This is a genomic window from bacterium (assembly GCA_019695335.1).
Lineage (GTDB): Bacteria > CLD3 > CLD3 > SB21 > SB21 > JABWBZ01.
This window is the reverse complement of record JAIBAF010000014.1, coordinates 54,967-69,442: the sequence shown is the minus strand read 5'-3', so window position 1 is coordinate 69,442 and position 14,476 is coordinate 54,967. Positions and strand designations below refer to the sequence as shown.

12 protein-coding genes are annotated in these 14,476 nt (G+C 42.6%); 5 read left to right on the top strand and 7 right to left on the bottom strand.

Features of this window, described 5'->3' with window-relative positions:
* Nucleotides 1-68 precede the first annotated feature (68 nt).
* Nucleotides 69-3,257, top strand: coding sequence for a hypothetical protein (locus K1X84_05540; GenBank protein ID MBX7151082.1), 3,189 nt, complete (start codon nucleotides 69-71; stop codon nucleotides 3,255-3,257).
* Here K1X84_05540 and K1X84_05535 read toward each other — a convergent pair.
* The 7 genes from K1X84_05535 to htpG form a co-directional block, all read right to left on the bottom strand.
* Complete coding sequence (locus tag K1X84_05535) at nucleotides 3,247-4,260, bottom strand: hypothetical protein (GenBank protein ID MBX7151081.1); 1,014 nt, start codon at nucleotides 4,258-4,260, stop codon at nucleotides 3,247-3,249. The genes K1X84_05540 and K1X84_05535 overlap by 11 nt on opposite strands.
* Nucleotides 4,261-4,326: 66 nt before the next feature.
* Nucleotides 4,327-5,457, bottom strand: a complete 1,131-nt coding sequence (locus K1X84_05530; GenBank protein MBX7151080.1) for a 5-(carboxyamino)imidazole ribonucleotide synthase — start codon at nucleotides 5,455-5,457, stop codon at nucleotides 4,327-4,329.
* Nucleotides 5,454-5,948, bottom strand: coding sequence for a 5-(carboxyamino)imidazole ribonucleotide mutase (purE, locus tag K1X84_05525; GenBank protein MBX7151079.1), 495 nt, complete (start codon nucleotides 5,946-5,948; stop codon nucleotides 5,454-5,456). Before purE ends, K1X84_05530 begins: the two co-directional genes overlap by 4 nt.
* Before the next feature lie 155 nt (nucleotides 5,949-6,103).
* The gene (locus K1X84_05520) at nucleotides 6,104-6,763 is read right to left on the bottom strand and encodes a hypothetical protein (GenBank protein MBX7151078.1); all 660 of its coding nucleotides are present in this window, start codon (nucleotides 6,761-6,763) and stop codon (nucleotides 6,104-6,106) included.
* Nucleotides 6,764-6,782: 19 nt separating this feature from the next.
* The gene (locus tag K1X84_05515; protein ID MBX7151077.1) at nucleotides 6,783-7,691 is read right to left on the bottom strand and encodes an alpha/beta hydrolase; all 909 of its coding nucleotides are present in this window, start codon (nucleotides 7,689-7,691) and stop codon (nucleotides 6,783-6,785) included.
* A 261-nt stretch (nucleotides 7,692-7,952) separates the two neighbouring features.
* Nucleotides 7,953-9,077, bottom strand: a complete 1,125-nt coding sequence (locus K1X84_05510; protein MBX7151076.1) for an AraC family transcriptional regulator — start codon at nucleotides 9,075-9,077, stop codon at nucleotides 7,953-7,955.
* Nucleotides 9,078-9,169: 92 nt separating this feature from the next.
* Entirely contained in the window at nucleotides 9,170-11,041 is a 1,872-nt protein-coding gene (gene htpG / locus K1X84_05505; protein MBX7151075.1) for a molecular chaperone HtpG, read from the bottom strand.
* Between the two features lie 152 nt (nucleotides 11,042-11,193).
* Between htpG and K1X84_05500 the strand changes: the two genes are divergently transcribed.
* From K1X84_05500 to lpxA, 4 genes are all read left to right on the top strand, one after another.
* Nucleotides 11,194-12,039 (top strand): AraC family transcriptional regulator, encoded by an 846-nt coding sequence (locus tag K1X84_05500; GenBank protein MBX7151074.1) that lies wholly within the window; start codon nucleotides 11,194-11,196, stop codon nucleotides 12,037-12,039.
* Nucleotides 12,040-12,294: 255 nt separating this feature from the next.
* A complete protein-coding gene (locus K1X84_05495) occupies nucleotides 12,295-12,705 on the top strand; it encodes a DinB family protein (GenBank protein ID MBX7151073.1) in 411 nt (136 codons plus the stop codon).
* Nucleotides 12,706-12,788: 83 nt separating this feature from the next.
* Nucleotides 12,789-13,478 (top strand): SDR family oxidoreductase, encoded by a 690-nt coding sequence (locus K1X84_05490; GenBank protein ID MBX7151072.1) that lies wholly within the window; start codon nucleotides 12,789-12,791, stop codon nucleotides 13,476-13,478.
* Nucleotides 13,475-14,242 (top strand): acyl-ACP--UDP-N-acetylglucosamine O-acyltransferase, encoded by a 768-nt coding sequence (gene lpxA / locus K1X84_05485; protein ID MBX7151071.1) that lies wholly within the window; start codon nucleotides 13,475-13,477, stop codon nucleotides 14,240-14,242. Before K1X84_05490 ends, lpxA begins: the two co-directional genes overlap by 4 nt.
* Nucleotides 14,243-14,476 lie beyond the last annotated feature (234 nt).

Here is a 14,476-nt window from a genome sequence, read left to right as displayed (position 1 = left end):
TTGCTTCCAATTCCCTTCTTCGTTAAACTTATCTACCTCAGACCCAAGACTTATACAAACCTGGTTCCATGAACTTCAAAATTTTAATTTTCCTGTTTGCCGCCGTGTCTTTAGCCGCACAGGATGAAATCGGATTGCCGTCGTGGCGATATTATACCAATAAAGAATACGACGCGACGCCGCAGAACTGGTATTTCACGCAGGATCAGCACGGGCTGGTCTACGTTGCCAATTCCATGGGTGTTTTGATGTACGACGGCGTACGATGGGAAACCATCAATGTTCCGAGCCGGCTCGTGCGGTCGGTCGCCGCGGACGATACGGGACGCGTTTGGGTCGGCGCATTCGGGGATTTTGGTTACCTGCACACCGATGCCGTCGGCCGCACCCGTTACGTTTCGCTGAAGGAATTTGTGCCCGATTCGCTGAAAAAATTTTCCGACGTTTGGTGCGTCGTTCCAACACCGCATCGAATCTATTTTTCCACCGATCAATCACTTTTCGTATGGAACGGACAATCACTAAAAATCATTCCGGGCAAATACGGATGGATTGCAAATATAGAGGGTACGGTCTACATCTCCAAAAACAAATCCGGTTTATTGAAAGCCGAAGGCGATTCGTTGATACCAATTCCCGGAACAGAATCCACCGCTAATGATAATATACTTTCAATTTTTTCTTGGCTGGGAAAAATATTTCTTTTCGACGGAAAACTCGGACTTTTATTTTTCGATGGAAAAGAAATCTCGGAATTTTCACCTTCTCTTTCGCAAGTTCTTCTGCACGAGTGGCCAAACCGCACCATTGTATTGCCAAACAATCAAATTGCCGTATCGACGTACCAACAGGGAATTGCGGTTATCGATTCAGCCGGAAAAATTACGCGATGGCTTAATACGTCCACCGGTTTTGTATCGGATGATGTTAAAAGTCTTTTTCTTGATCGAGAAGGCGGTTTGTGGGCCGGTTTGGAAAACGGAATTGCGCGCGTAGCGTTGTCATCGCCTTCGAGTTATTTTAATGAAAGCATGGGTCTCAAAGGCACTGTCGAATCGATGTGCCGGTGGCGCGAGCACCTTTTTGTCGGTACAGGATTCGGTGCATACCGTATGGATGGCGGCTCTCATTTTGAAAAAATCCCCGGTATTGACGGACAATGTTTTGATTTTTTAAATGTCGGCGACGCTGTCATCGCTGCGACCGGCGACGGTATTTTTGAAATCAATGATCATGTCCGAAAACTAGCTCCTTACCGTTCTGCTGTCGCCGCACAATCGGTCATTGATCCGAACCTTGCTTTGTTTGGTCTTAAAGAAGGCCTTGCCGTTATCGAACGGCAAAACGGGCAGTGGATCAACCGCGGGCTGATGCCGGGAATTCATGAACAAATCCGTTCGATCAAGCAAATCGCCGACGGCTCTTGGTGGTTGGGCACATTGAACCAAACGCTGATTCGCCTGAAGCTTGACTCGCACGATCCCCTTAAAAATCCTGTTATTGAACGCTTCGGCGAGAAACATGGCTTGCCTACAGGTCAAAACCGTGTGTTTATCATTTCGAACAAACTGTTTTTTGGCACTGAGAAGGGAATTAAAACGTTTGATGGCGAGAAATTCATTCCCGATACCACCTTTGGTTCTCCATTAGCGGACGGCAGCCATTGGGTGTATGACCTGTATGAAGATTACACAAAAAATGTGTGGATTATAAAAGGATTTGGTGAGTCGTTCGCCAATGAGATCATCGTCGCATATCCACAGCCGGACGGCCGTTATGTTACCGAAAGCAAACCATTTTTGGAAATTTCTCAATACCCGATTTATCGAACGTATGCCGAACCTGACGGCATTGTGTGGCTAGGCGGGCCGGAAGGCCTCATCCGGTATGATACGCATTTGACTTTAGACGTGGATGCGTCGTTCTCTGCGCTGATCAGAAAAGCAGCCGTACGCGGAGATTCGGCCATTGCCCGTGGTACGCTCGACTTTCTCGACAATGCTCTCCGCTTCGAATATGCGGCAACCAGTTATGTCAAAGAAGCTTCTAATCTTTTTCAATACAAGCTTGAAGGTTTCGATCCGGACTGGTCGGAATGGACTAATGAAACACGCAAAGATTATACTAATATTCCGGAAGGCCGTTATCGTTTTCTGGTTCGTGCCCGCAATATTTACGGCAACATCAGTGAACCGGCGGTTTTCGAATTTCGCATTAAACCTCCGTGGTATCGCACGGGATGGATCTACGCGTTGTACACGTTTACGTTCGTAGCTTTAGCGTACGGAATGATCCGGTGGCGGCTGAGTGCGCTTAAAAAACAAACGATGGAATTGGAAAGTAAGGTGGAAGAACGTACTGCGGCTTTGGAGTCAGCCCGCCGGGAAATTGAAGCGCAACGCGATTACCTGAAGTCGGTAAACGTTCAACTGGAAGCAGCCATTCAGGAATTGAAAGAAACACAGATTCAATTGGTTCAATCCGAAAAAATGGCTTCGGTTGGACAAATGGTTGCCGGCCTTGCGCATGAAATCAATAATCCGCTGACCTTCGTCATACCGAATCTGGATTTAATACAATCACGAATTCAATCCTTCGAAAAGCTTCTTAAAAAAATCGAAACCGACGGCGGAAATATACCTAAAACATCGTTTCAACAATTAGACGACTTCCGGTCAGCCATTGAGAGCGCTAAAACCGGAAGCGAACGCATCAAAAACATCGTGCATAATTTGAGGACGTTTACTAACTACGACGCACACGGTATTGCGGAAACGGAAATCGAACCGCATTTGAATCAGGCGTTAGATTTATTTTTCAATCAATACGCAGACATCCGTTTTGAAAAATCGTTTACCTTCAACCGCACTGTATCGGCCAATATCCAGGAATTGAATCTGTGTTTTGTCAATATTTTATCCAACGCTGTTTTAGCTATACACGACGCAGAATCACGAAAATTAATTAACGAAGGAGAAGGCAGAATTCTCATCACGACAGAACCTGCATTCTATTCAGAAAAAAATTTCGTCAAAATCACATTCAAAGATAACGGTATCGGCATTTCGCCCGAAGTATTACCGCACATCTTCGAACCGTTCTTTACGACGCGCCCTGTTGGAGACGGTAAGGGATTAGGTTTGTCGGAGACATACGCCATTGTTAAAAAATATGGCGGGGAAATCGAGGTGGAAAATAATCCTGAAGGTGGAACATCTGTAGCTGTTTTAATTCCTGAGGCAAATTTCAGAGTTTAAGTTTCTCCCAGTGACCGTTTTTCCATACCCATAGATAATTATTCCGGATGAAATGAATCGGATACATTGCGGATCCGCCCAACCGGTCATTGGCTTCAGTCAATTGCAAAACAATCGATTTGCTGCGATTTGAAACATCCATTTTGACAAGATCGAATGAGGTTGTCTCGGCCTCTTCGGAAGTGGGCACAAATCCATAAAACGACGTTCCGCGAACTGCGACGGCAATGAGCTTTTCAGGAAATGGTATATCCGTGATATTCTTTGTCACGCGGTCATATACTATCAGGCATGTATCGCTTTGAATGATAAGCCGCCGATCATCCATGACGACCAAGTCCCGCATATATCGATCCGTTTTGACCGAATCTAATTTTTGCTTTTGTAAATCGTAGATAAAAATAACTCCCGCCCGCATGGATGCAATGGCGTTTTCTGAACTCAGCACGCGCCCGCTCCAGTATGGAATACCAAAATCGTCGGATACTTGCTTGGCGTTTCGATAATTCAGCAATTGATTATTCCAGGACCATGGAACGAAATACAGTGGATGAACGGATTCTAAAGTCACATCCGATTTTGGCACAATGAACACCAATCCTTTTTCAAAAATATGTCTCAGAGTCGGCAATTCGGTTGCTCCTTTAAAGTGCGTTGTCGTATCATTAAGATAGACCACTTCTCCTTTAGAGGAATAAGACATGAATAGATCCCACGAGATGGTCGTACCGTTTTTCCAAACCCAAATTGGATTGAATGTTTCAATCATGCCGACAGTTTCTTTATTGACGGGCCAGCCTTGGGCTCCCGGCTCTGATTGAATATAATACGTACGGATTCCGCTCGGTCTGTCGTCAATAATGTTATTGGAATCTATAATTTGTTTGTACGTTCGCCACACGATCCAATCCGGCGTCGCTAAAACAAATTCAGCGTTTGTCGGATCAGGAAAGAATTGCGCATTCAGCGGGAGAACAAGTATTAAAAAAATTGTAAATTTCATACAACTCTATTCTTGCAGAAACATTTATAGATGTCGCAATTTAAAATTACTTCGACAAAACCGGACTTATTTTGATTTCACTTGTTCAAAAACTTCGCGGGCAATCGACAAAGCTTCGTTCACATTTTCAGCAAGAACGTTGTAATGTCCCATTTTCCGTCCTGGCCGGGCTTCTGTTTTTCCATAGAGATGCAGTTTGATTTGAGGATGTTGAAGCAGTTTTTCCCAATGTGGCTGGGAGTTTCCCCAAACATCACCGAGTAAATTGATCATCACAACCGGTGAGAGCAGACGCATGTTGCCCGGTTCTAGTCCGCACAGAGTACGAACTTGCTGCTCGAACTGATCCGTTACGCACGCGTCGAGCGTGTAGTGGCCGCTATTGTGCGGGCGCGGGGCAATTTCATTCACTAAAACGCGTCCGTCGCGCATGACGAACATTTCCACAGCCAGCACACCGTTGTATTGAAGTTCCTCCGCGACGCGTTTTGCAATCGACTGTGCCCGTTCGCTGATGTCCGCCGATACACGCGCAGGTACAATGGTCGTATCCAGAATGCCGTTGACGTGAATGTTTTCGCCGGTCGGATACGCCGACACAATGCCGCTGACGCTGCGTGCCAATACAACCGATACTTCGGTTTGAAAATCCAGCATTTCTTCGAGAATACACGCAACGCCGTTCATAGCTTTGAAAGCATCCAATGCCTGATCCAGTGACGTCACGCGCCATTGACCTTTGCCATCATATCCGAGCCGGCTACGTTTTAAAATAGCAGGAGAACCGATTTTTTGAAAGGCGTCATGAAGGTCATTTTCATTATGAACAGGAGCAAATGAATTGGTAGGAATTTGATGAGTACGTAGAAAATTTTTTTCGTTAATGCGATCTTGCGTGACGGCAACAGCATGAGCCGATGGACGAACGAAACAAGTTTTCGAAAGCATCTCAAGCGTGTCCGCGGGAACATTTTCAAATTCCGTCGTGATAGCGGCGCACGTCGCGCTCATTTCATTAAGCGCTTGATGATCATGGTAATCGGCACAGAGATGGTTATCGGCAATTTTTCCTGCCGGACTTTTCGGATCGGGATCCAGTACGATCACACTATATCCCATCGTTCGCGCTGCGACGGTAAACATGCGCCCCAATTGACCTCCCCCCAACATTCCAAGCGTCGCTCCCGGAAGGATCATTTGATCTCCGGAAGTTTCATATTTAAAACTTTTTCTTTTTGAGTATTCCTAAAATTCGAAAGCTTTTTAGCAAGTACTGTATCCTGACTTGCAATAATCGACACGGCAAACAATCCGGCATTGGCTGCGCCCGCTTCACCGACCGCAAATGTAGCAACCGGAACGCCTTTGGGCATCTGGACGATCGATAGTAAGGAATCCATTCCTTTTAAATATTTTGAAGGAACGGGAACGCCGAGCACCGGAATGGTTGTTTTTGCGGCCAACATGCCCGGCAAATGTGCTGCACCGCCGGCACCGGCAATGATACAAACCAATCCCCGCTCGTGTGCTTTTTCTGCATATTCAAATAACAAATCGGGAGTCCGATGAGCCGATACAACCCGAGTTTCATACGAAACGCCAAATGACTTCAATTGCTCGGCAGCGTGTTGCATCACTTCCCAATCGCTGTCGCTGCCCATGACGACACCCACTAATGGCTTGCTCATAATACCTCAATTTTTTAAAACATTATCACAATCTAAGTCGCCGATATGATACGATATTTCAGAGAATCCCTCAAGTGAATATTAAACAGGCAAGCAGTAAAAATAAATGTAGAGCGAAACAATGTTTCGCTCTACATTTGTATCAAACCTCCTGGTTAAAACCGTTTAATTAAGCCCAATTGAAAATAAGCCGGCAATACATCGCCTTCTTTTCCACGGGCATTCGTTATGCCAAATCGTAAATTCGCATCATAACTTTGGCCTATGGTTTTGCCTGCTTGTACGCCATAAAAATAATGGGCACCGTTATTTAAATACCATCCATCCTGAATCTCCGGGTAATTATCCTTCATAAGGCTGGTGTGTTTTAAATATGAAACGACAGCTCCGTCGGCGCTCACTTCCAAAGCAGCATAAAATGTCGGTTTGAAATATCCGGTCACGAGAGAAAATTCACCGCCAAAGCTTGAAATTCTGACCAAGGATGTATTATGGTTTCGAAAATTTCCTAGAACTTTGCCCGCTACTGCAAAACTGTTTTTCTTATACAGTTCAACCTGGCCTCCGATTCTCATTTTAAAATCATCCGTCAACCGATGTCCCATCGGCATAGAATAATCGAAAGTCAAGAGCAACGGCCTGATCGTCTGAATAAAACGTCCATAACCAACTTGCGCCGTCATGCCGAAATCGTATCCAAAACCGGAATACACCATATTTGGATTTTGTTCATTAACAGATCGCCAATTAAAATTCTGCCCGTAACTTGAACCTGTTATTCCAACAAAAATGATCGCCATAATTAATTTTTTCATGTCTTTTTTCTCCTAAAATTTATTTGACTTCATTAAGATAGTTTTTTGCCAAAGGATAAAATTTATCCCAGCCGAAGTAGGTCATTTCATGGCCATGTCCCATGATTTCTTCCATCTGTACATTCGGATAAGCTGAGGAAACCTTTTCTGCATGCGTTTTTCCATACGCCTTATTTAATTCGCTGTAAACGAACAACACTTTTGTGTTGTATTGATTAAGATTGGTTGTGAAATCAAATCCGTGTTTTTCCGCATAATCCATAGCCGCTTTGTTGGTGATTGCTCCAAATCGCCAATACGGCTCAAGGCCTTCAACGCCGGTTTTATTTCCGTCGGCAAAATCAGCGGCAGCCATCAGGCTGGCTTTATAATCAAGCACACGATGATCATCTCCGGTAATGAACTGATCCAAATAGACATAATCATTACTCGTTTCATCAAACAAATGTATTTCCATAAAGCGTTTGATATAATCTTTGGTTTCTTTCCATCTAAAACCGCCCGGCTCGGCCAGAACAAGACCACCGATCGTTTCCGGATGTTGGTTGACATACGCCGTAGCCAACATCGCGCCCCAGGATTGTCCTAAAAGAAAAACTTTCTGAGTTGAATCCTTTTTGTAGTGATTGATGACAGCGTTCAAATCATCTATAAAAAGTTGCATGGTATAGATATTCGCATCGTGCCGTTTGGACAATCCGCTGCCTCTCTGATCATACATCACTACAAAAAAACCGTCGTTGACAAACTCAGCGCAATTAAGTAAGTAGCGATAATCGCCGCCGGGTCCGCCATGAAGTACTATCAGTATCGGATCATCCGGATTCCCAAATGATTCCGCATGAAGCTGCGTACCATTCACAGAGATAGATGGCAAAGAAGGATCTTCGTCAACCGTTAAAGGGACCAATAATCCAGCTTCATCCATTTCATGCGTTTCGCATGAATTCAAAACAGTCATCAACATGACACATAGTAATAAAATTTTATGTGCCTGCCGGCTAGTAAAGCCAATTGCCGATATCATCAAGGATATCATTTTTCACTCCTTTTTAAATTGTAATTGAAAATGGCGTTCTTACGTTCGCCACGTTATTAACGCCTTCAAAATACAATCTTTCAAAGGGGCTTTCGCCTCAAATTGTAAGATGACACATGTTGTAAATTGTGAAAATGCAGTGGTTTACTGCTAGGCGGGTATTTTATTTAAATGAGAGAGGTATTCGGAAGGCGTCTGACCGCTAAATTTTTTAAAATTTCTATTAAAAGAGGATTTTGAATTAAAACCACAATCGTAGGATAAACCAAGCAAATTGAGGTTTTTGTTTTCTTGCAATTGCACCGAACGTTTGAATTCTTCTATTCTCTTAAAATTGATATAATCATAAAACGTAATTTGCAGAACTTCATTAATATATTGGGATAAATAATTCGGGTGCACGTTTAGCAGAGAAGCCAGTTTATCCAGAGACAATTCGGGATCCAAATAAAGTTTTTCTTCATCGATCTTTCTAGCCAAAGCCGTTTCCAGAAACAGCTTTTTTTCTTGGGAAAGACCGGACGTTTCATATTTTTTTGATAATTCGCGGTTATCTGGATCAATTGGATCCGGTTGATCCTGAACCGATAGTTTATCCAATAAAACCCCGGTAAAAACTGGCGTTTGCCGAACACCAAAAAACCCTATTAGCAGTACAAACATCGCTACTGCCGTATTCGTCTCTATATCCGTTCCGAGGATCACTGTTATCCAAATAATCCCAATTCCGTATGTAATGACTTGAAGCCATTTGAGATTTATTTTTTCGATATTAGAGAATGCGTTTCTGATTTTCTTCTGATAAATATTAATACGGTATAGTGACCCTAACACATAGATAATTCCGATGACTACAATGGCGATATACCTTAAACGATCTAAATCTTCAAAACCAATACCCGCATTAGTCATGACATATAATTTTTGTTCAGCCGGCAGGCTAAAAAATTTTACAAACAAATAAATTCCAAAAAACACTACGGGTACAAAATGAAGAATATTAAAAACCTTTTTTTGCGGTAAAGAACCGGTCAGCGCTGACACGTAGAGAAAAAGCAGCGGAGGGTGAAGGAAAGGCGTAATGAGGTTAATGCCGATAAGAAAGGAAAGATGATTTTCATAAAGCTGGACAGAATCAAAATAAAATAAAAATTGGCTGACAACAATAATCAAAAGCCAGAACAAAAGCACGTTGTCAGCCGCTATTCTATTTTTTTTGAATAACAGCAATACGAAAAGAAAAACAGAGATGGCGATGCCAAATATAAATATCATAATCGACCGATGATATTTTAAGAATGCAGAGCCATTATTTACAGGCGAATATATCTGTTATTCGAGATACTTCATAGAACATTTCGTATCGATCACAATTTTACATTGTCAACCATAAGTTTAGCAACGGTTTTAGCAAAATTGGATGGATCTTTCGGTTTTGAACCTTCCAATAAAAGCGCCTGATCGTACAAGAGACCGGCGTACTCTTTCAAGATCGGAGCCGTTTTATCTTTTTCAAACATTGCATTCATCGACTCAAAAAGCGGATGCGTCGGATTAAGTTCCAGAATGCGCTTTCCGACCGGTATGCTTTGGCCCATCGCTTTCAGAATACGTTCCATATTTTGATCCATATCGCCTTCATCAGCCACCAGCACGCAGGCCGAATCTTTAAGGCGGGTCGAAAAACGAACTTCTTTCACATCGTCTTTCAAAACGTCTTTGATAAGATCGATGAGTTTCGAATATTTTTTCTGCGCATCTTTTTTCTGTGTTTCACGGGTTTTATCAATATCGATATCGCCTTTGGTGACTGATTTGACTTTTTTGCCCTGATATTCCAGTTCATGCGAAATAAAGTCATCGATTTCATCCAATAGAAAAAGCACTTCATAATCTTTTTCTTTGAAAGCTTCCAAGTAAGGCGATTTCTCAAGTTCCTCACGTGACGATCCGGCAATATAATAAATTTCATCCTGCCCGGTCTTCATGCCATCGACATAATTTTTTAATGAAGTATATTTTCCGCGCTCCGTGCGGGTAGACTCAAATAGCAACAAATCGCGAATCGCGTCTTTGCGCTGATGATCGACGTAAAGCCCTTCTTTGAGAGACTTGCGGAATTCATTGTAAAACTCTACGTATTTTTCGTATTCGGCCGTTTTCATTTCCGATAGCGTATCGAGCACTTTTTTGGTGATATTTTTCTTAATGACTTCGATCTGGCGGTTAGATTGCAGGATTTCGCGAGAGACGTTCAATGGCAGATCGGATGACTCGACGACGCCTTTAACAAAACGCAAATACACAGGCAGAAGTTCCTCACAATGATCCATAATCTGAACACGTTTAACATATAGCGTCGGTCCGATTTTATATTCTTTGTAAAACATGTCAAATGGAGCTTTTTGAGGAATAAAAAGCAATGCAGAAAATTCTGAAGTGCCTTCCGCTTTGAAATGAATAACTTTGGCCGGATCGGTAAAATCGTGCGAAACATGTTTATAAAATTCATTATATTCTTCAGCCGGAATTTCCGATTTATCTTTCAGCCAAATCGCTTTCCGGGAATTGAGGGTTTCTTCGGTAATTTTTTTATCTTTTTCGACATCCATACAAACCGGATGTTCGATATAATCGGAATATTTTTTCACAATACGGCGAATTTCCCATTCATCGAGAAAACTTTTTTCGTCTTCCTTCAAATACAAAATCACGTCTGTACCCCGGGACGTCCGCTCAAACGATTCTATTTCAAACGTTCCTTCGGCTTTTGATTCCCACCGAACGGCTTTATCCCTCGGTTCGCCGGCTTTTCGCGAAATGACAGCAACTTTTTCCGAAACCATAAACGCCGAATAAAACCCGACGCCAAACTGGCCGATAAGTTCAGGATGATCCTTGATTTCTTTTGAGCTGAGATGCTGAAGAAATTCTTTGGTCCCCGAATGTGCGATGGTTCCAAGCGATCGGATGATATCCTCCTCATCCATTCCAATACCATTGTCGCTGATCGTCAGCGTACCCGCCGACTTATCGGCTTTGATCGTGATCTTCCAGTCGGCATCGCCTTCGATAAGTGACGAATTTGTCAGCGATTCATAGCGTGCTTTATCAATCGCGTCGGATGCATTGGACAGTAATTCACGCAAGAAAATTTCTTTATGTGAATACAGCGAATGGATCATCAAGTCCAAAAGCTGCTTCACTTCGGCCTTAAACTGCAAAGTCTGAGCGGACATAATAATCACCTCGTTGATGTTAAAACATAGATTTTTAGCGGGCGGAAGATAAAAATTTTTGTATGAAAATGCAATAATGCTGTTTTCAAAATTTTCCTGTAATTAACTAACTTTTCTTCATTATATTCGTTACAAGAACAAAATGGAATGCTATGCAAGCTGATATCAGTATACTTCATCATTCTGATTTTTATCGGGTGTTGGATTTCAGATGCCGTTGTACGGATCACGGAACGTCTCCACGGGAGTACGTCCAATCGTTTTCAATCAGTTTCATCCGCAAAGGCAATTTTATCTACAATGTGTTCCGTCATTCTTACGATTCCTACAACGGGAAAGTGCTTCTTACCAAATCTGGTCACGAACATACGGTTACACACAACCACCATGTACCGGACGAATGTACTATTATTCAATTCAGTGAGCGTTTTTATCAGCATTTGATCGATCATTACCGCCTGAAAGGCCATTGGTTTTTTGGAAATCATGATCTTCATTCGATTCTTATTTCCACCGATGTCGATCTGGAATATTTGCATCATCAGCTTTTAATCAACAAAAAAACCGGTAATCGACTGCTCACGGATAATCTGATTATGGAATTAATTCACCAGATCATGACCAACCTGGACGTCAAAAATGCTATCGCTCGGATCGACGACAAATTAAAAAAACATCATTTAGTCACGATTGAACGCGCCAAAGAATACATAACCAATAACTTTTCAAATGACATTTCATTGTCAGCCATTGCCGATTATTGCTACGTCAGTCCTTTTCATTTTAGCCGCGTATTCAAAACTTTCACTTCGCATTCGCCGTACCAATATTTGCAAAAGGTCCGGTTGAAAAATTCCGAATGGCTTTTACGACAAACTGATCTGTCTGTAACAGACATTTGTTTTGCCTCTGGTTTCAATAGCCTCGAACATTTCATAACCTCCTTCAAACAAACCTACAAGCATTCGCCTTCCCGATTCCGGCAATCCGGAAAATAGCAAGATTCCTTAAGCATCCTTTTTCATCGTTTTTTATCTTTTATGTAATTAACAAGACATGAAAGGTAAAACATGAAAGTTTTTTTTCTAAAGAATTTAGGAATTCTGTTTTTATTCGGTGGATATATGGTTTGTACAGCATTCCAATGGCCCGCTAAAGATTTTTCACAACACAAAAAAGCAAGATTCCTTAAGAATTCTACCGAGGCAACATTTATATTTCCTGGCTCAGAATACAAAACGAAAGGTGAGACTATGAAACAGCCATTATTGGCCGCCGTCGAAAAGACGCGGCAGTATACACTGAATGTCGGTGAAGCGATGCCGTCAGAAAAGTATAATTTCAAGCCCGATTCGGCGGTTTGGACGTACGGAGAACTGATGCATCACATCGCTTACGGAATTGTTTGGATGGAAGAAAATTATCTCAGAAAAACAAAATCCGAATGGAATCCTCCCAAAACCACCGGTAAAAAAGAAGAAGTGATGAGCTATCTCAAACAATCGCTCGAAATTTTGCATCGCAGCGTTTCTTCCGCTGGTGAAATAAACGAGGATTTTGTGAATTCATTTTACTCGATTATCGAACATACGGCGCATCATCGTGGGCAAGCGACGACTTATTTACGCTGTTGCAAAATCGTACCACCGGAGTATCCGTTTTAAACTTTAGTGAGTCATTACTTAAAAGGTCAGAAGAAACTTTTCTTTTGGCCTTTTTTTTTATATGTTTTAAAAAAAGGATAACCATGCTCACTAACAAAATCTGTCTGATTACCGGCGCTTCCGGCGGACTGGGCAAAACCGTTGTCAGAAAGTTTATCGATAACGGCGCAACGGTTGTAGCCGTAGATGCGTCAAAAGCTTCCGACCTTATTGAATCCGATCGTGTGATTTTCCATTCGTGTAATATCTTAGATGAATCGAGCGTACGTCAGCTTATGCATGATGTGACCGCTCAATTTAAACGTTTGGATGTTGTACTAAATTTAGTCGGAGGAATTTATCCCTGGTCCAACGTGACTGAGATCGATACGGGCGTTTGGGACAAAACGATCGAATTAAATTTGAAATCTGTGTTTTTGTGTTCCCGTGAAGCATTGAAAGTTATGATTTCTCAACGATCAGGCAAGATCGTTAATGTCGGCGCCGGTGCCGGCCTCAAGGGCGGCGCTCAAGCAGGCCCGTACGGTGCGGCTAAAGCCGGTGTTATCAACCTGACTGAAACGATGGCTGAAGAAAATAAAATTCATAACATCCAAATTAACGCCATTATTCCAAGCATTATCGATACGCCCGCAAACCGAAAAAGCATGCCGGACGCTGATTTTTCAAAATGGGTTCGCGCAGACGAAATCGCCGAACTGCTTCTGTTTCTTGCTTCGGACACCTCATCCGGAGTTACCGGTTCGATCATCAAAATTCCCGGACGCGTATGATTCATCCGACAGCTATTATTTCTTCCGATGCAACATTGTATGCCCGCGTTTCGGTGGATGCTTTTTCAATCATTGATCGCGATGTAACGATCGGAGAAGACTCATCCGTAGCAGCCCATGTTCGCATCGAATCTTTCACAGCCATTGGAAAACGTTGCAAGATATTTCACGGCGCCGCGATCGGCGGTATTCCGCAAGATCTGAAATTTAATGGCGAGCACTCCGAATTAATTATCGGTGACGACACGAGCATTCGCGAATACTCGGTCATTCATCGCGGTACCGCAGAATCCGGCAAAACGGTAATCGGTGACCATTGCCTTATTATGAATTACGTTCACGTGGCACACGACTGTGTCATTGGCAATCACGTCATTCTTTCAAATGCCGTGAATCTTGCTGGCCATGTGATCATTGAAGATTATGCCGGTATTGGCGGGATGGTACCGGTGCACCAATTTATACGTATCGGGCAGCATGCGTTTGTCGGCGGGGGCTATCGTATTGCACAAGACGTTCCGCCTTATGTATTAGCTGCCGGTGAACCTTTGCGCTATGCGGGATTAAATTATGTTGGTCTTCGGCGAAAAAATTTTTCGGAGGAACAAATTCGATCTATCGAAAAAGCGTACCATATTATTTACCGTGAAAAACTGAATCGCTCTGCGGCCTTAGTCAGAATTAAAGAAACATTGCCGCTCAGCCATGAAATCAACTCAATTATTAATTTTTTTGAAAAAAGTGAAAGAGGTGTTATTAGATAAAGCGCAGAAGAAACAGATAGATTACTATGCCAATAGCAGGCAATGCGATCAATATGGACCATAAAATCTGTCTAATCAGTTTTTTTAAGAACAAAGACATTATACTGCCTAGAACTAGAAATAATATATTAAGCCCCGCAACCATATGAATCACAACGTAAGCGACGGGAACATGACCATCATTATCAAAAATGAACACATACAAAGCCCAGCTATAAAGTGCTAATTGAAAAA